Raw genomic sequence first — 17,904 nt, forward strand, 5'->3', positions numbered from 1 at the left:
TCTCCTAGTCGTTTTTCTAGTAGTATACCACGAAAATTATCATTCTGCCGCTTTTCTTCGTTTTATTTTTTTGATTAAATCGATCAGTACGAAAACAGCAATTCCGCATGCGACAACTGTTGTAAGATACCAAGCCGGCCCAGATTCCGCGCGTACTCCAAGCCAATAAGTCACCGTTTTCGGATTAAAAAATGCAAAGCAAATCGCACAAAATGCAATAATTCGACCAATAATGGAATTTTCTCTCATAGCAAGTGCATCTCCTTTTCTTTTATTATAACAATGGTTAGGAGAGAACTGATTACTTTTTAGGTCCCAAAATTGTATGCCCCGTGACAAGTTTTGGTTTGTTGTTATAAAAATGTGGCAGCTGACTTCTATTTAATACAAAAAAAGACCCCTGAAAAAATTCAGAGATCTTTTTATTGTTCGGTTGATATGAATTACATCATACCGCCCATGCCGCCCATTCCCATATCTGGGCCTGCTGCTGGACCGTTTTCATCTGGTTGATCTGCTACAACAGCTTCTGTAGTTAATAGAAGAGCAGCAACAGATGAAGCGTTTTGTAATGCGGAACGAGTAACTTTTGTTGGATCGACAATACCAGCGTCAATCATGTTTACCCATTCGCCATTAGCTGCGTTGAAACCAACGCCAACTGCTTCGTGTTTCAAGCGTTCTACGATAACGGAACCTTCAAGTCCAGCGTTATGCGCGATTTGACGAACTGGTTCTTCTAGGGAACGAAGCACGATGTTGATACCTGTTTCTACATCGCCTTCTGCTTCTAGTGCTGCTACTTTATTGTAAATACTTACAAGGGCAGTACCACCACCAGCTACGATACCTTCTTCTACTGCTGCACGAGTAGAGTTAAGGGCATCTTCAATACGTAATTTACGTTCTTTTAGCTCTGTTTCAGTTGCAGCTCCGACTTTAACAACAGCTACTCCACCTGCAAGTTTTGCTAAGCGTTCTTGTAATTTTTCTCTATCAAATTCAGAAGTAGTTTCTTCCATTTGCGCACGGATTTGGTTTACGCGAGCGCTGATTTGTGTGGAATCGCCTGCTCCTTCTACGATTGTTGTATCATCTTTTGTTACAACTACTTTGTTAGCTGTTCCAAGTTGATCAACTGTTGCTGTTTTCAGCTCTAAACCTAGGTCTTCTGTGATGACTTGTCCACCAGTTAAAACAGCAATATCTTCTAGCATTGCTTTACGGCGGTCACCGAAACCAGGAGCTTTCACTGCAACTACGTTAAATGTTCCGCGAAGTTTGTTTAGTACTAGAGTTGCTTGAGCTTCTCCTTCAACATCTTCCGCGATAATTAGCATTGGACGACCTTGTTGAACAACTTGTTCTAAAACTGGTAAGATTTCTTGGATGTTGTTGATTTTTTTATCTGTAATTAAAATGTATGGTTTTTCAAGGACTGCTTCCATTTTGTCGGAATCAGTTACCATGTAAGGGCTAGTGTAGCCACGGTCAAATTGCATACCTTCTACTACGTCTAATTCTGTTGCAAAGCCTTTGGATTCTTCAATAGTAATAACGCCATCGTTACCAACACGTTCCATTGCTTCTGCGATTAATTTACCAACTTCTTCATCACCAGAAGAAATAGCAGCAACTTGAGCGATAGACTCTTTGCTTTCAATTGGTTTAGAGATAGCTTTTAATTCTTCAATAGCAGTTGCTACGGCTTTTTCGATACCACGACGTACGCCTACTGGATTTGCTCCAGCTGTTACGTTTTTCAAGCCTTCTTGAATCATTGCTTGCGCTAAAACGGTAGCAGTTGTAGTTCCGTCCCCAGCAACATCATTGGTTTTAGAAGCAACTTCAGATACAAGTTTTGCGCCCATGTTTTCAAATGGGTCTTCTAATTCGATTTCTTTTGCAATCGTTACACCATCATTTGTAATTAACGGAGAACCGAATTTTTTTTCTAAAACAACATTACGACCTTTTGGGCCAAGCGTTACTTTTACTGCGTTTGCTAGTTGGTCGACACCACGTAACATGGCACGACGAGCATCTTCACTAAATTTAATATCTTTTGCCATTTTATATTTCCCTCCGATTATTTCTTTTTTTATTATTTAGTAATTGCTAAAATATCACTTTCACGTAAAATCAGATAGTCAGTTCCTTCATACGTCACTTCTGTTCCAGAGTATTTTGCGAAGATAACCGTGTCACCTTCTGCAACTTCAAGTGGTTCTTTTGTGCCGTTATCTAGCACACGACCTGAACCGACTGCAACAATTTTCCCTGATTGCGGTTTTTCTTTGGCAGAGTCTGGTAATACAATCCCACTCGCTGTTTTTTCCTCTGCTTCAAGTACTTCAATTACAACACGATCTCCTAATGGTTTTAACAATGTAAATGACCTCCTCTGATATAATTACATTTTTCATTTTAGCACTCGACACATTAGAGTGCTAATACAGTTATTATGATACCAAACTAAATAAAAATTGCAAGCAAAAACGTTTAAAAATTAAAGAATTCTTATTTGCGGTAAAGCGTGATAACTAGTACAATAAGAAGAGCTATTTCCGCTATTTTTAAGCATTTAGCTGGAGCTTGTTTTTAGAAGGGATGCGTATTTTTTGGCTAAACGTTATATTACGATTGTATTAGTTTATTTATTATTACTATTTTCTGCATCTATTGGGATTCCCGTTGTTCAACATATTTTACTTAGTATGACTTCGATTTCTACAGCGGATGCTCAAACTTATGGGGTAATTACATGGTCGATTTTTTCTAATTTATTATCACTCGCCATTATTATTCCAATGCTTTATAGAAAACCAAAAGAAAATAAAATCGAACTCGGTGAAAAAACTACGCCATTTCTGAGTATTGTGTGGATTATTGGTGGAGTGATTGGGTTATACGTAGCACAATTTATTTGTAGCATTATTCTAACGCTAATTTCTGGGAATATTGGTGAATCGGCAAACACAGAATTACTTGTTGATTTAACTAGATCTGCGCCGATTTTCTTGATTTTCATTTCAGTTCTCGGGCCAATTTTAGAAGAGCTTGTTTTTAGAAAAGTGGTTTTTGGTGGGCTGAGTAATGTGATGAACATTCATGTGGCGGCAGTTATTAGTTCGCTCTTCTTTGGGCTACTTCACGGGGATATTTCCTTTTTACTTACTTATTTTGTCATCGGATTAATTCTTTGTTTTCTTTATACGAAAACGAAACGAATTGCTGTTTCGATGGGCGCACATATTTTAATGAATACCATTGTTTTGCTCGTGAGTCTTGGAATCATTGGAGGATAATATGAAAAATTCATTAATAAAGCAAAGTTTTCTTTATTTTGCGCTTGGTCTTGTATTTGTCTATTTTGTTATTGTTCGAGTGGCTGAATATGGTTATGATCTTGTTGCCTATATACTTATACTCATGATGTTAATTGATTTTGGTATTGGTATTGGCCTTATTATCACTGGGCTTAAAAGACGTAAAAAAAACCTGTAGAAAGTAAGTGTTGCTTACCTTCTACAGGTTTTTTTATTCTGTTTTCGCTGGATAGTTTTCCAGGAAATAGATTAACGTTTGTAATTCCGTTGTAAGATCGATATGGTGCACACGAACTTGTTTTGGAACGCTAATACGAGCTGGCGTAAAGTTTAGAATACCTTTAACATCTGCTTCAATTAAACGATCTACAGTTACTTGCGCTTCATCAGCTGGAACTGTCAGAATAACTACTTCCACACCATTTTCACGAACAATTTCTTCCATATCATTTAAGTGATAAATTGGAATGTCTTGTTGAACACTACCAACTTTCGCTGGGTCTACATCAAATGCAGCAACGATTTTGATATTATTGTTTTTCATGAAATTATAATGTAATAATGCTGTACCTAGGTTACCTACACCGATTAGTGCAACATTTGTCTGTTTGTCCTGACTAAGTGTTTTACTGAAAAAGTCGAGTATGTAAGAAACGTTATACCCGTATCCTTTCTTACCTAATGCGCCAAAGTACGAAAAATCACGTCGAATAGTCGCTGAATCAACTTTCACCGCTTCACTTAATTCCGCAGATGATACTCGTTCCTTACCTGATTCATCTAGGTATTTCAAGTAACGATGATATAATGGTAAGCGTTTTGCTGTCGCTTGTGGAATTTTTGTTGTTTCCTCCATCATGCCTTCTGTCCCTTCTTCTTTTAAATTTTTTCTGAAGTTGAAGCTTTTGTGAACTGTACTTCCTTTCACATGCTTGCTTATATACTATAAACATTTCACAAGGAATGCACAAACTTTTTGCTCATGATTTTCAAGCAATAGTTTGTCCCGCAAAATATCTAGTGTTTTCCTTCTTTTCCATTCTACGCTAAAATCACAAATAATGCGAGTGTTTTCACAATCTACCTTATACGTGAAGCCCTTCTTCTCTCATTGCGATTACTTGGCTTTTAAGATAAACTAGTAAGGAGAACGTTCGAGGAGAGAGATTATGATATTATTACAAGTTCAGCAAATTTCTAAATTCTTCGGTGCAGAAGTTATTTTAGATAATATTAAATTAGAAGTAAAAACAGGCGACCGAATTGCCCTAGTTGGTCGAAATGGCGCTGGTAAATCTACTTTACTTAAAATTATCGCTGGAAAAATGAGTTATGACGGCGGAACAATTTCTAAACCTAAAAGTGTCGAAATTGGCTATTTGGCTCAAAATACTGGCCTTGAATCCACGAAAACAATTTGGGATGAAATGTTAAGTGTTTTTGATTCACTTAGAAAAATGGAAGCAGATTTACGCAAAATGGAGCTTCGTCTTGGGGAACCTGAGCTTTATAATAATCCGGAAAAATATCAAGCATTGATGACCGATTACGATACCTTGCAACATACTTTTAAAGAAGTTGGTGGGTATACGTATGAAGCAGAAATCCGTTCCGTTTTAAACGGTTTACGCTTTTATCCAGAAGATTATGAAGTAGAAATCGCCTCACTCAGCGGTGGGCAAAAAACAAGACTTGCACTGGCTAAGTTATTACTCGCGAAACAGGATATTCTTGTTCTCGATGAACCGACAAACCATTTAGACATTGAAACACTAGCATGGTTAGAAACCTATTTGCAAAACTATCATGGTTCTTTACTTATCGTTTCTCATGACCGCTATTTCCTAGATAAAGTCGTTAACCAAGTATACGAAATTAGCCGCACAAGAATTGATCACTACAAAGGAAATTACAGTTCATTTGTTAGTCAAAAACAAGCTAAACTTGAACAAATGTGGAAAGAATTCGATAAACAACAAAAACAAATTTCCAAGCTAGAAGATTTTGTCGCTAGAAATATCGTTCGCGCTTCTACAACTAAGCGAGCTCAGAGCAGAAGAAAACAATTAGAAAAAATGGATGTACTCGCTCGACCTCAAGGCGACGAAAAATCTGCTCATTTCGGCTTCCAATTTGAAAAGCAAACTGGTAAAGATGTTTTAATGGTAGATGAATTAAGTATTGGTTACGCCAAAGACAAGCGCATTGCTTCCAATCTAACGTTCGAAATGAAACGTCAAGATAGTCTAGCGCTCGTTGGTCCAAACGGAATCGGTAAATCTACCCTTCTTAAAACGCTTATTCGTGATATTCCAGCTCTTAGCGGTGAATTTCATTTTGGAGCAGGTGTCAAAATCGGTTACTATGACCAAGAACAAGCAAAACTAACATCCAACAAAACTGTTTTGATGGAACTTTGGGATGATTATCCAGAATTAAATGAAGTGAACGTTCGAACAACACTGGGTAATTTCTTATTTTCAGATGATGACGTCCTAAAAAACGTTCAATCCCTTAGTGGCGGTGAAAAAGCCAGACTCGCTCTTGCAAAACTTACTTTACTTGAAGCCAACGTGCTAATTCTCGATGAACCTACCAACCATTTAGACATTGAAAGTAAAGAAGTTTTAGAAGCTGCTTTGATCGATTTTGAAGGAACGATTCTATTTGTTTCTCATGACCGTTACTTTATTAATCGCATCGCTTCAAAAGTAGTAGAACTAGCCCCAGAAAAAGCGACCGTTTTTCTTGGCGATTATGATTATTATCAGGAAAAAATCGCCGAAGCAAAAGAACTAGCGCGCCTTGATGCAGAAGATCGTCGTAAAAAAGGGGAACCTGTCGAAGCAACTGCCTCGGTTAGAAAACTAAATTATCAAGAAGAAAAAGAACAGCAAAAACTACTTCGTCAAAGAAAACGCAAACTAGAAGAAGTAGAAAAGTCTATGGAAGAAACAGATGAAAAAATCGCCGAACTAGAACTTCAATTAACCAAACCGGAAATTTTTCAAGACCATGAGAAAGCTTTTGAAATTACGCAGGAACTTGATGTGGTAAAAGCACGTGGTGAAAAATTGATGGAGGAATGGGAAAAAGTAAGCGAAGAACTAGAATCTATGTAATCTACATAAAAAAAGGAGCTAACAATGAAAAAGATTTTAATTATTTCTGGTTCAATTATCGTTGGGTTACTTGTAATTATTAGTATTTGCGCAAGTTTTTACTTATATAGCTATGCGCTATCTCGTGATAATTCAAGTATGAATGATAAACCGACTGCAGATCAAACTACAGAAACAGCCAAACTTGCGAAGAAAAATCGCCAAGAAAATACCGCTTGGATGGAGCAACAACGTCTAACAAAATGGACAGAAACCTCAGCAGATGGCTTGAAACTAGTCGCTAATTATTTAGAAGCACCCTCACCTTCCAATACAACCATTATTTTGGCACATGGTTATCGAGGGAAAAGCGGCAAAGTCGAAATGGCTGGTCTAGCGAGGATGTATAATCAAAAATTCGGCTACAATGTATTAATGCCTGACGCAAGAGCACACGGCGAAAGTGAAGGGAAAAATATAGGCTTTGGTTGGCCAGAACGTAAAGATTATGTTCAGTGGACAAACCAAGTACTTGATAAAAATGGCGATGATACAGAAATTGTCCTTCACGGTGTTTCCATGGGGAGTTCCACCGTCCTCATGACCAGTGCCGAAAAGCTGCCGAAACAAGTAAAAAGTATTATCGCGGATTGCGGCTATACTTCCATGGACGCCGAACTATCTTATCAATTAAAAACCATGTTTCATTTACCAAAATTCCCAATTATTCCAACAGCTAGCCTTATCAATAAAGTAAAAGAAGGTTTCTTTTTCAGTGAAGCAAGTGCGATTAATGCCGTAGCTGAAACTGATTTACCTATTTTCTATATTCACGGTGATTCAGATGCATTTGTCCCTACTTCTATGGTAGAAGAACTATATGACGCCACCAAAAGCTACAAGGAAAAATGGGTTGTAAAAGGCGCTGAACATGGTCAAGCATTCACTGTTGAGCCAGAAACTTACGAAGAAAAAGTACGACAATTTTTAAGTAAAACAATGTAAAAAAAGACTGCAAGCAAAGTGAGAAATTACTTTGCTTGCAGTCCCGGGCATGCGGAATTTAACTCCGCATGCTTTTTTAAATGTCTTCCAGCAATAAACCTGGATTTGCATTCATATCATAATTGCTTCGTTTTCCTTGTAAGAAACTCACTGTCCCTGCAGCGGCAATCATAGCCGCATTATCACCACATAACGATAACGGCGGAATAATCAGCTCGGTATCCGGAAGTTCTAATTTTACTTCTTGAATAAGTCGCTCTCTCAAACCTTGATTTGCCGCCACTCCTCCAGCAAGAAGCAATTGTTTCACGCCATGTTGTTTAGCTGCGCGAATCGTCTTACTTACTAAAACATCGACTACACTAGCTTGAAAACTAGCTGCCATATCATTAGGATTTGGTTCTTCCCCGCGCTGTCTTAAATTATGCAACGTATTAATAAAAGAAGATTTCAACCCGCTAAAACTAAAGTCAAACGAACCATCATCCATCATCGCCCGCGGAAAATGGAACGTGTCTTCACCATCTTTTGCAAGTTTATCAATTTGAACACCACCTGGATAAGCTAAACCAAGTGTACGCGCCACTTTATCGTATGCTTCGCCGGCCGCATCATCTCTTGTTTCCCCGATAATTTCAAATTCATTATCTGCTTTCATTAAAACAAGTTCTGTATGCCCACCACTGACAACTAACGATAAAAGCGGAAATTGAAATTCTGTTTCAAAGCGATTCGCATAAATATGTCCAGCAATATGATGCACACCAACTAAAGGCAAATTATGCATAAAAGCAAGTGTTTTTGCAGCATTGACGCCAATTAGAAGTGCACCGACTAAACCAGGTCCTTCAGTTACCGCCACCCCGTCTAAATCATCCATCGTTACATTGGCTTGTTTTAAAGCTTCTTCAATCACAAGCGTAATTTGTTCCACATGATGACGAGATGCAATTTCTGGAACCACACCACCGAATCGCTTATGACTTTCAATTTGCGAAGCCACAACGCTAGATACTATTTCACAACCATTTTTCACAACAGAAGCAGCTGTTTCATCACAGCTCGATTCTATCCCAAGAATTAATGTATTTTTTTTCATAAGTCCACCCACATCACTAGCGCATCTTCTTTCGTATCCGGATAATAGTTTTTCCGAATGGCGCCGTCTTGAAATCCTAATTTCTTGTAAAGCCCTTGTGCTACATCGTTTGAAACGCGAACTTCTAATGTCATCCGAACAACACCGCGCTCTTTTGCAACACGAATCATTTCCCGTAAAAGTGCCTCGCCGTAGTGATTACCTTGAAAATCGGGATGAATCGCAATATTCGTAATGTGCCCTTCATCTAGCACCAGCCATACACCCGCGTACCCGACAACTTGATCCTTATAAGTCGCAAGTAAATAGTAGGCATATTGATTAATAATAAATTCATTTCGAAAAGCCGCTTCTGTCCAAGGTACTGTAAATGCAGCATTTTCTACATTCATAATACTTTTTAAATCCGCAACAGTTGCCTCTCGAAATACTAAGGCCGCGTCCAAACTCACTCAGAACCCCTCGATTCCAACCATTTGCTTTCCGCTTCTGCCAGTTTTAAATAATCTGGAACAAAATTGTCTGCTGGTTCACCGTCCAAGTTTTCCGCCAGTTTTACAAGCGAGCTGGCCCGCGCATAAGTATAATCAGCTTGACCAAATACCGCTCGTTCCCCTAAAACTTCCGTCACAGTAAGGCGAATTTGCTCCGTTAACGTGCCAACAAATAAAATCGCTTCCTTCTCCGCCGTTAATTGTTCAAGTAAATCAGTAAGCGCAATGTGGCTATCGGCTACAACGTTTTTCATTACACCGTCACTTGCACGATAAACACCCGCATACACATTCATACGACGAGCATCCATCAAAGCAACGACTTTTCCAAGGAAGTATAAACCATTTTCTGCTAAAAGTGCTAAGGAAGAAATCCCGACAATTGGAATTCCAGCATCCCACGCCATTGTTTTCGCAACGGTTACACCAATCCGAAGCCCTGTATAAGAACCGGGACCTTTAGCAACAGCGATTTTTTCTATATCAGTTGGTTTTACGGCACATTCTTCCATTAAAGCAGCAATCGCCGGAAGTAATCGCACGCTATGATTTTTTTTCAAATTCGTCGTATATTCACCAAGAACAACACCTTCATTAAAAAGTGCTATCGTCATCGTATCTGAAGACGTATCCATTCCAAGCATCATTTCCCAAAAACCTCCATCGCCAGTTGCTCATATCGTTCTCCAACTGGCTTCACTATCATCTTGCGCGTATTCTCATCTATATGAAAAAGCTTAATTTCCAAGTATTCTTCCGGTAAATCCTCCCGAACAAACTGCGCCCATTCAACCACACTCACACCCGCTCCGTAGAAATATTCTTCCAAACCGAGCTCATCAGTTGAAGCATCCTCCAAGCGGTATACATCCATATGATAAAGTGGCAAGCGCCCTTTTTTATATTCGCGGATAATCGTAAATGTCGGGCTTTTAATCATTTGCGGAATTAAAAGGCCTTCCCCAAGACCTTTTGTAAAAGTAGTTTTCCCCGCGCCGAGATCGCCTTCAAGTAAAATCACATCTCCGGCTGCTAATTGTTCACCGAGTTGTTTTGCGAGAAGCCTTGTCTCTCTTTCATTTGTCATTATTAATTCGAATTCCATTACCTCACCCGTCCATCATTTTCTCTACATATCATACCACAAAGCCGCGCCAAAATAAAAATCAAAAAAACGCAACAACCTAAGTCGCTGCGTCTTTCGGATGAATTAATAACCTGTTCCAGTTAAATCCATTCCACCGTACATTTTCATGGTAACTTCAGTAATAATTTTATTTAATTCTTCGCTCGATATAAGTTGGTCTTTGGTTGGGAAATCTGCTATTGGAACAAATTTCTCCGCTTTTGTTTTCACAGTAAAACTAATTGATTGCTCTGCATTAGCATCGGATTTGTCATCGATTTTGGTTTTAAGGGTGATTGCATCAAATGAATTGTCTTTGCCAGGTTTTACAGAAACTTTAATATGAATGCTCGTATCTTTATTGTCTTTTAAAGATTTAGCTGCGTCTTTTATGCTTGATTGCATTTCTGTATAAGTCGTATCAAAATCTGTTACCGCTTCTGAACCTTGGCTTTCTACAATAACTTTAAAGTCTGCTTTTACTTTTTCATCGTCCATCATTTTTGCTACTTGATTCATCATATTAGCAAGATCAGCGTTTGTAAGTGTGATTGTAAGTGTGCCATCATCCGCTTCTTTAAAACGATCTTTTTCTAAACCACTGAAATAACTATCAATTAATTTAGTCGTTTTTTTATTTAAATCTTTGGAAGCTGCTTCCATTTCTTTTGTGTTAGCAGCAGTCTTAGCTTCTGATTTGCCTGTTAATGAACTGGTTAATTCTTCCGTGCTAAGATATTTGTTTTTTAAATCTGGGTATTCGGTATTAATTTGTGACCACATGCCACCAGTTGATTGGTCTAAATAACTTAGTAATGAAGCATCTGGCTGAACAATAGTTTTAAGTGGAATAAAGACATTACCTGTTTTGCTGTCTAATAAGAAGTCCAAATTAATGGAAACTGGAAGTAAATTATTCGTGGAAGTTAAGTTTAATTTAGTTTCTGATTTTTTTGCTGTCTTATCTGTTGAAGTTGTCATTGAAAGCTTAATATCTTTTAAAATCCCCATCGTTTGAGCGCTGGAATCAGCACTCGCAACATCTATATCGGTTACGGCAAAAGAAGTTGTATATGTAGATTGATCCGGTACATTAGTTGCATTTTTCATGGTTTTAACAAATTTTTCTTGTGGTGTTTTCGCTGCTGAATTCCCACCACAAGCACTGACTACTAACGCTAAAGCTAACAAAATTGAAAATAATATCCCTTTTTTCATAGTTCTCCCCCTGTATCGTTAATACATTTAAACTAACACAATTTAAGTACAGAAAACAAGGAGATTTATAGATTATTCACTAGTTAGTCACAATTAACTTAACTTTTCACTTAGTTAATAAAAAAACGCCCCTAAAAAGGGAACGTTTTATTTTGGTGTTACTTTTAATGAAGTTGCATTTTCAGAAATTTTCCCTGGTGCCGGTGAAGTTACATTTGTGCCTTGTGGGAATGTAGCTTTAATCGTATCACCATCTTTAATATCCGAAAGTTTCATCGTCTTACCAGTGGTGGCGTTTGTTACCGCCGTATTGCTATTAACCGTTACAATTAGTTCGCTCGCATAATTATTTTTTTCGCCACTCCATGTTAACGTGCCATTTACAGTTAATTGTTTATTATTTTCTAATAAACTAGCATCTGTCACTGTTCCATCAAGGACTAAAGCAGGAACTACTTCCTGATTACAGCCTGCCAAAAATATTACGACTAGTAAAACCGACCAGATTACCTTCTTAAAACCTGTCATCTCTTGTTCTCGTCCTCTCTGAAGCTTTTCGTTCTTTCTAGCATAGCATCTTGCGTAAATACAGGCAATCGTTTTCTTATTTTCTTAAACAATTCTTATACACCAAGCATGATTCCGATAAAAGCTGCGATTAAACCACATAAATAAGTCAAACCAACATATGAAAATAACACCTGAAAATTTGCCTTCCACTTTAATTCCATACTCTCTACTTTAAAAGTCGAAAATGTCGTGTATCCGCCCATAAATCCCGTGCCTAAAAAAAGTTGCCATATTGGCCCAAGCGCAGAAGAAACAAGAAATCCTAGCAAAAATGAACCTGTGATATTAATAAAAAAAGTCGCATAAGGAAAATCCGTTTTCCATTTACTTTTGACAAATACAGAAATACCATAACGCAACATCGCACCAAGGCTTGCACCAAAACCGACAAGCAAGAAATTAATCAACATGATGCGCACCTCGCCTCAAGAGCTTATTACTAAATCTTCTACCAAACTTCACCATCACAAGGCCGCCAATTAAGCTCACCAAAATATAACTAATAGCTAACACCACTTCACCTTGTTGAAACAATTCAATCGTATCCACACTAAATGCCGAAAAAGTCGTGAAAGCCCCAATAAACCCAGTCCCAATTCCGTTTAAGAGCACCAATGAAATACGCGATTTTTCCGCCAAAAAAGGCATTATGAAAGCTAATAAAAAACAACCTATTAGATTAACTGCTAAAGTCGCAGAAGGAAAATCTCCGCCGCCAAGCCATAAATTCATCGCATACCGGCACATTCCGCCTAACGCACCAAAAATTCCCACATATAAAAAATACATCTTTAAAGACCCCACTTCACAAAAAAACTGCCCTGAAATATTTACATTCCGGGCAGTCGCCTTTGTCCTATTTCTTCTATACTATAACGCAAAACATTCCAATTATTCAACTCACTGGAAGTCGAAGGATGGTCTTCATTTTTTCTGGATTTGCTTTTCGCGGATCGCTCAAATAGATTTCATGATGTTTCCGAATAGCTCCGGTGTCGTTCCGAAGCCCTTCTATTTCCATAAATTGATGCATTTCCGCCACAGTATGCACTTCCTCGCTGAATGGCCCCACATGCATCATTTGCACACATTCCCCTTCCTCAAAACGAACCAATTTCACGCGACTCGTATCAACGTCAGGCTTTTTCTTCCTTGCAACCTCTTTCGCCCACTCCAACACTTCTTCGGTAACAAAGTCAGGTTGTCTAAGAATTGATGTCCAAAGCCACGCATCTCTGTCCTTTAAATCAAACTTCCCTTCAGACCACCAAAAACCTTCCAGCGGCGGTACAACAAAATCCGAGTAACCATCCAGACGTGTCTCGCCCATCTTGCTCATTTTAATCGTGTACGCAATCGCATAAAGTGACTGCACTGCCTTTTGATACTCCTCACCGTCCGGATCGCCTTTCCCATCGACCATCAAAAAATTCATTTCCGGAACAAAAATACGCTCTGGTTTTCTTTTAGGCGCATAGAATTTCTTTTCCTCTTTTTTAAAATCAATTTTCTTTTCAGTCATTTGAATTCCTCCTCGTTCATCCAGTCTGGCATCAGCTTCTGAAAATTATCATGACTAGCTGCCGTCTTTGCTGCATAATTCATTAACCTATTAAAATTACGAGATTCATTTTTTGCCGCCCAATTAACGGCCGAAGTAATATGCATCGCCGTGTAAAGCGCATAAAGATTCCAAAAATCTGGAACTTCTTCTTTATCAAGATAGCCTAAAATATTTCCTCTTGCAAAAGGTATACTGACCTCTGTTGTAAAAAAGCCGATTTTAGCTAAATCAAATAAAGGATCCCCGAACTCTAGCCGATTAAAATCAATTAGCCCCGCAAACTTTTTGTTCTTTAAAATAATATTCGCTGGATGAAAATCTCCATGTTGTAAACAAACCGGTCTATTTTTTAATCTAGCTATATTCTCATAAACAAACTGTTCGGTTTCTGTTAAAAAAGAAGCTGTTATTTCTAATTCTTTTAATTCCTCCACTTTTCGTTTAAATTTAGCCGTTTGAAAATCCAACCAGTTCATTTTTGGTGTATCTAGCGGTATTTTATGAACTTCTCGTAAAATTTCCCCTGCTGAAAAACCAGCCTTAAACTGTTCGGAATGTGATAATCTAAACATGCCATTTTCCGCATCTTCACCGCGCACATAACCAATAATCATATAGCATTCTCCGCCGGTACAGCCAAAATCATATGCTCGTGGAACAAATGGAGTTTGAGAACCTAACGCTTGGATTATTTCAAATTCTTGCTTTCGTGTTTGGAGTAACTCTTTTGGAAAAACACGTACAAGATAGGTTTCATCCACCTGATATTTCTTATCGATAGAAAAACCCTTTTTTATTTCTGAAACCACTTTCGCATTACGCAACATTTTCAATTGGGTCACATCCATAATTAGCTCTCCCTCCAATAAATTCGCTATTCTCCATTATACAAGAATACGCTTACTTTTTTCCAATTATCTATGCAGAATTTATTGACAAAATAATAGAATCAATATTATAATTAGTTTTGCTACGCATACGCGGTCGTGGCGGAATCGGCAGACGCGCTAGGTTGAGGGCCTAGTGGGGTAAAACCCGTGGAGGTTCAAGTCCTCTCGGCCGCATAGAGAACTACAAGTAGGTTTCGTAATTGTTCATACAGTTACGAAACCTTTTTTGATAGAACAAATGACACCTCAATGAAAAAAGGAAAACCACGTTAACTACTGAACTGGTCTTCCTTTTTTATACTAAGCTAAAATATTATATGCCATTTTATATTTCGTTGAGTCAGCGAAGTGCTTACTTGCGTGTTTTTTTACGCGTTCAATTAATGCTGGATCATTGGATTCATCAATTTTTTTAAGCAAGTCTAACATTTTCTTTTCATAGCTAGATTGCTTGTTTTGTTGGTACAGCAGTAATGTTTCCGTATAGGTTACAAAAAAATTGATTTCCATTACTTGCTCAGTTACTTTGTTAATAATAGCCAGTAAATTACTTGCTTCTAATACTGACCCTTGTTCAGCAAAAATAACCATCAGTTCTGTAATTACAAGGTAGTCATTGTTATTAAAACCTATCTCGGAAGCCTCATGCGCCATTAATTCCTCGTATAAACAAACTATCTTCTCATCAAACAACTCATGATTACCTTCAACTCTTTCTATTTCTGCCAGCTTAAAGCCAACAAGAAAATAATACATTGTTTTAGCTTCTGGATACATGTTAAAAAATACTAGCACTTCTTCAAATTTCCGCTTTGCTTCAGTCATAAAGCCAATTTGAAAGTTTATATAACCATACAAATATAAAATGGCCGTAATTCTTTCTTGGTCTTTGCTTGGGAATCTCTTAATTAAGTTCCAGGCACATTCAATGTGTTTTAAGGCAGGTTCATAGTTATTTAGACAAATGTAATTAATACAAAGCCCCACTTGAAAAACCACTTGAAACGCAGCTTTATCAGTTAAATCAATACTTTTTTTCCAGTACTTCACTGCCAATTGATAGTCGCAAGTAGCATGAGAATGTTTCACAGCTTGACCATAGTAATAATAACTAAGCAAATCCGGTGGGAATGAGTCTACTACACGCTTTTCATTACTATTTAAATACTTTCTTTCTATTTCTCGAGCTTTAGAAAATTCCCATGTTTTATAGTAAAAACCTGCTTGAAGCCAGTAAAAACTTAGTTCTATAACAGGAGATTCACACAGTAAATCGACATTCACAGCTATTTTATCAAGTCTATTTTCCACTTCTTTTGTATTCGAAAAAACAAGTAACTCAAATATCTGCTTGAGTTCTTGTAATAATTCTTTATTTAAATCCTCATTGCCTATTAAAAGAGCTTCTTCCGGTATTTCCAGACGTTTCGCTATATGCATTAACGTTTCAAAAGAAGCCACTTTCACACCATTCTCTATATTAGCTAAATAAGGGACGGAAATGATTCCTTTAGCCGCCTCTTTTAAAGTAAGTTGTTTTATTTTACGGATATTTCTAATTCGTAAACCGATTAAATCCATGATGTCACCGCCATTACTTAGAAAACTTTTCTTTTAATTATATACATTTATTTTTAGAAAACAAATACCTTATTTAATAGTTTTAGCTTCTTTTCATAACGAATGTTTTTTCGGTTATAATTATCCAGTCTTACACAAGGCTTAAATTCAGTACTAGACTTGATTTCAAGCATCTTTACACGCTTCACTAATTTGCCATATTTAATGTTTTTCTTTACGTTCGCCATTAGCTTTTTACACCAATGGCAAAGTAAAGACATTAAAAAATTCCTTGAATCGCTATTATTTTATTTTGCATTATCTGTAAAATTATCCCTCATACATTTCCCTACAGAGTTTCCATTGCTCCCACATGCAACTATAAAACAGCAAAGTAAAACAGGATTCCTAAAACACTCAGGAGTCCATAAAATAGTAACTATTCATTCCCTTTTTAAAGCATTCCTACGTAAACGGAAACGTAGAACAATATTTTACCATTTAAATCGCCATACTGAGGAAAAAGGAAACAAATGGAAATATACTCTTTTTAATCTTATTTTTTTGCCAAATCATCCTAAAAAGACGAAGATACTAGATCTCCGTCTTTGTTTTATTTAAATAAGATATGTTTCTTCTTCATGTAAAATACAATTGATATAGCTACAATCATTTCTGAAATTGGAATTGCTAACCAAACACCTGGAATGCCAATAATTGGTGGTAAAATAAGCAAGAAGATTACCATGAAAATAATTTCTCGTGAAATCGTAATCCATGTTGCCATTTTGACTTTATCAGAAGTTTGGAAGTAAGTCATCATAACAAAGTTAAAGCCCATAAATAAGTAAGCTGAATAGAATAACTTAATTCCGTTGCTTGCAAGTTCTCGAATTTCTGCACTAAAGTTTCCGAACATCGAAACGAGCAGATTAGAACCAAATAACCCAACTAATAAGAAAGCAACCCCGGTACCAAATGCTACGACAATCGCAATTTTCAATGTTTCAATTTCTTTTTCTCTCGCCCTTGCCCCGCGGTAATAACTTATAAGTGGCTGAATCGCTGAACCCATGCCAAGGAACAACATTAAAATCACACTATGGGTATAATTTAAAACCGAGAATGCTGCAACTCCTGCAGTACCAGCAATGGCTGCGATGGAAATATTATATCCGAAAGTAAATACCGACACGCCAACTTCTGCTAAAAAACTTGGCAAGCCGATGCCCAGTGTTTTTTTGAAAAAAGCTTTATTCCAATTCACTTTTACAAATTTCAAGCGACTGGATTTTTTAAAGAAATGGGTAGTTAGGATAAGCACACCGATAATAATAGCAATCATCGTAGCAAGTGCAGATCCGGTTACGCCCCATTCAAATACAAATAAGAATAAATAATTCAAAATAACATTACTGATTGCTGTAACAATAAGGGCAATCATTGATAAATTCGGATCACCGTCATTACGAACAAAAATACTTAAAATATTTTCAAGTGTAAGTGCAAAACCGAAAATAAGTAATATATTCATATACTCCAGTACGTAACCAATCGTTTCATCATTCGCGCCTAAAAAATATGCCAGTGGTACTTTAAAAATAAAAGCGAGGATTGCAATAACCACCGTAATCGAAACAACTGCTAAAATCGCATTCGTAAAAATTGATTGCGCTTTAGGAACATTTTTTTCTCCAATAGCAAACGAAAACTGGGTCGCGGCTCCAATCCCAATCCAAATCGAAATGGCTGTAAAAATCGTAAATACGGGTACAGCAATATTTATCCCTGCAAGCGCCACTCCGCCGAGCTTATGCCCAACAAAAATTCCATCAATTACAATATTCAAAGACATTAATAACATTCCGACCAAGGAAGGAACTAAATATCTAAAATAAATCTTTTTAACTGAATCTGTTTCTAATATTTCTATATTCTTTGCCATGTT

The 17,904-nt window shown here is 37.3% G+C and carries 19 protein-coding genes, 1 tRNA gene and 1 pseudogene; 5 read left to right on the forward strand and 16 right to left on the reverse strand.

Annotation, left to right across the window (positions count from 1 at the left end; genetic code table 11):
- Nucleotides 1–39: 39 nt before the first annotated feature.
- The 3 genes from AC4PG8_RS08560 to groES all read right to left on the reverse strand — a co-directional run bounded on the left by AC4PG8_RS08560 (nt 40) and on the right by groES (nt 2,389).
- The gene (locus AC4PG8_RS08560; RefSeq protein WP_003763314.1) at nt 40–249 is read right to left on the reverse strand and encodes a hypothetical protein; all 210 of its coding nucleotides are present in this window, start codon (nt 247–249) and stop codon (nt 40–42) included.
- Between the two features lie 194 nt (nt 250–443).
- Nucleotides 444–2,072 carry a chaperonin GroEL gene (gene groL, locus AC4PG8_RS08565; protein ID WP_003767780.1) on the reverse strand — a complete coding sequence of 543 codons (1,629 nt, stop codon included), beginning with the start codon at nt 2,070–2,072 and terminating at the stop codon, nt 444–446.
- A 32-nt stretch (nt 2,073–2,104) separates the two neighbouring features.
- Nucleotides 2,105–2,389: a co-chaperone GroES gene (groES, locus tag AC4PG8_RS08570; protein WP_003726504.1), complete on the reverse strand. Its 285-nt coding sequence runs from the start codon at nt 2,387–2,389 to the stop codon at nt 2,105–2,107.
- 232 nt (nt 2,390–2,621) lie between these two features.
- Between groES and AC4PG8_RS08575 the strand changes: the two genes are divergently transcribed.
- Nucleotides 2,622–3,308 (forward strand): CPBP family intramembrane glutamic endopeptidase, encoded by a 687-nt coding sequence (locus AC4PG8_RS08575; RefSeq protein ID WP_185505196.1) that lies wholly within the window; start codon nt 2,622–2,624, stop codon nt 3,306–3,308.
- A 1-nt stretch (nt 3,309) separates the two neighbouring features.
- A pseudogene (locus AC4PG8_RS08580) lies at nt 3,310–3,514 on the forward strand (DUF4305 domain-containing protein).
- Nucleotides 3,515–3,540: 26 nt separating this feature from the next.
- Here AC4PG8_RS08580 and AC4PG8_RS08585 read toward each other — a convergent pair.
- Nucleotides 3,541–4,188, reverse strand: coding sequence for a redox-sensing transcriptional repressor Rex (locus AC4PG8_RS08585; RefSeq protein ID WP_003722329.1), 648 nt, complete (start codon nt 4,186–4,188; stop codon nt 3,541–3,543).
- A gap of 310 nt (nt 4,189–4,498) precedes the next feature.
- Here AC4PG8_RS08585 and AC4PG8_RS08590 point away from each other — a divergent pair, with 310 nt between their 5' ends.
- Entirely contained in the window at nt 4,499–6,451 is a 1,953-nt protein-coding gene (locus AC4PG8_RS08590) for an ABC-F family ATP-binding cassette domain-containing protein (protein ID WP_070753753.1), read from the forward strand.
- 24 nt (nt 6,452–6,475) lie between these two features.
- Nucleotides 6,476–7,435, forward strand: coding sequence for an alpha/beta hydrolase (locus AC4PG8_RS08595; protein WP_185505199.1), 960 nt, complete (start codon nt 6,476–6,478; stop codon nt 7,433–7,435).
- Between the two features lie 76 nt (nt 7,436–7,511).
- Here AC4PG8_RS08595 and tsaD read toward each other — a convergent pair whose 3' ends face one another.
- The 10 genes from tsaD to AC4PG8_RS08645 form a co-directional block, all read right to left on the reverse strand.
- Nucleotides 7,512–8,534 (reverse strand): tRNA (adenosine(37)-N6)-threonylcarbamoyltransferase complex transferase subunit TsaD, encoded by a 1,023-nt coding sequence (gene tsaD / locus AC4PG8_RS08600; protein WP_003769636.1) that lies wholly within the window; start codon nt 8,532–8,534, stop codon nt 7,512–7,514.
- Nucleotides 8,531–8,986 (reverse strand): ribosomal protein S18-alanine N-acetyltransferase, encoded by a 456-nt coding sequence (gene rimI, locus AC4PG8_RS08605; RefSeq protein WP_003763328.1) that lies wholly within the window; start codon nt 8,984–8,986, stop codon nt 8,531–8,533. Before rimI ends, tsaD begins: the two co-directional genes overlap by 4 nt.
- On the reverse strand, nt 8,983–9,675 hold the full coding sequence (tsaB, locus tag AC4PG8_RS08610; protein WP_492170261.1) for a tRNA (adenosine(37)-N6)-threonylcarbamoyltransferase complex dimerization subunit type 1 TsaB: 693 nt from the start codon (nt 9,673–9,675) through the stop codon (nt 8,983–8,985). Before tsaB ends, rimI begins: the two co-directional genes overlap by 4 nt.
- The gene (gene tsaE / locus AC4PG8_RS08615; RefSeq protein ID WP_003763333.1) at nt 9,672–10,133 is read right to left on the reverse strand and encodes a tRNA (adenosine(37)-N6)-threonylcarbamoyltransferase complex ATPase subunit type 1 TsaE; all 462 of its coding nucleotides are present in this window, start codon (nt 10,131–10,133) and stop codon (nt 9,672–9,674) included. The genes tsaB and tsaE overlap by 4 nt, the downstream gene beginning before the upstream one ends.
- A 105-nt stretch (nt 10,134–10,238) precedes the next feature.
- Nucleotides 10,239–11,372 carry an Lmo2079 family surface lipoprotein gene (locus AC4PG8_RS08620; RefSeq protein ID WP_185561443.1) on the reverse strand — a complete coding sequence of 378 codons (1,134 nt, stop codon included), beginning with the start codon at nt 11,370–11,372 and terminating at the stop codon, nt 10,239–10,241.
- Nucleotides 11,373–11,519: 147 nt separating this feature from the next.
- Entirely contained in the window at nt 11,520–11,900 is a 381-nt protein-coding gene (locus tag AC4PG8_RS08625; protein WP_003763337.1) for a hypothetical protein, read from the reverse strand.
- A 95-nt stretch (nt 11,901–11,995) separates the two neighbouring features.
- Nucleotides 11,996–12,352 carry a fluoride efflux transporter CrcB gene (crcB, locus tag AC4PG8_RS08630; protein ID WP_185538957.1) on the reverse strand — a complete coding sequence of 119 codons (357 nt, stop codon included), beginning with the start codon at nt 12,350–12,352 and terminating at the stop codon, nt 11,996–11,998.
- Nucleotides 12,342–12,731: a fluoride efflux transporter CrcB gene (crcB, locus tag AC4PG8_RS08635; protein WP_160464475.1), complete on the reverse strand. Its 390-nt coding sequence runs from the start codon at nt 12,729–12,731 to the stop codon at nt 12,342–12,344. The genes crcB (AC4PG8_RS08630) and crcB (AC4PG8_RS08635) overlap by 11 nt, the downstream gene beginning before the upstream one ends.
- Before the next feature lie 106 nt (nt 12,732–12,837).
- Nucleotides 12,838–13,464 (reverse strand): GyrI-like domain-containing protein, encoded by a 627-nt coding sequence (locus AC4PG8_RS08640; RefSeq protein WP_112120299.1) that lies wholly within the window; start codon nt 13,462–13,464, stop codon nt 12,838–12,840.
- Nucleotides 13,461–14,354, reverse strand: a complete 894-nt coding sequence (locus AC4PG8_RS08645) for a phosphotransferase (protein ID WP_492170262.1) — start codon at nt 14,352–14,354, stop codon at nt 13,461–13,463. The genes AC4PG8_RS08640 and AC4PG8_RS08645 overlap by 4 nt, the downstream gene beginning before the upstream one ends.
- A 132-nt stretch (nt 14,355–14,486) precedes the next feature.
- Between AC4PG8_RS08645 and AC4PG8_RS08650 the strand changes: the two genes are divergently transcribed.
- Nucleotides 14,487–14,570: transfer RNA gene (locus AC4PG8_RS08650), tRNA-Leu, on the forward strand.
- Between the two features lie 126 nt (nt 14,571–14,696).
- Here the strand turns inward: AC4PG8_RS08650 and AC4PG8_RS08655 are convergent.
- Complete coding sequence (locus tag AC4PG8_RS08655; protein ID WP_492170263.1) at nt 14,697–15,977, reverse strand: helix-turn-helix domain-containing protein; 1,281 nt, start codon at nt 15,975–15,977, stop codon at nt 14,697–14,699.
- 592 nt (nt 15,978–16,569) lie between these two features.
- Entirely contained in the window at nt 16,570–17,901 is a 1,332-nt protein-coding gene (gene fepA / locus AC4PG8_RS08660; protein ID WP_003769656.1) for a multidrug efflux MATE transporter FepA, read from the reverse strand.
- Nucleotides 17,902–17,904 lie beyond the last annotated feature (3 nt).

This window comes from Listeria sp. MAN/IMW/UF555 (assembly GCF_058684075.1).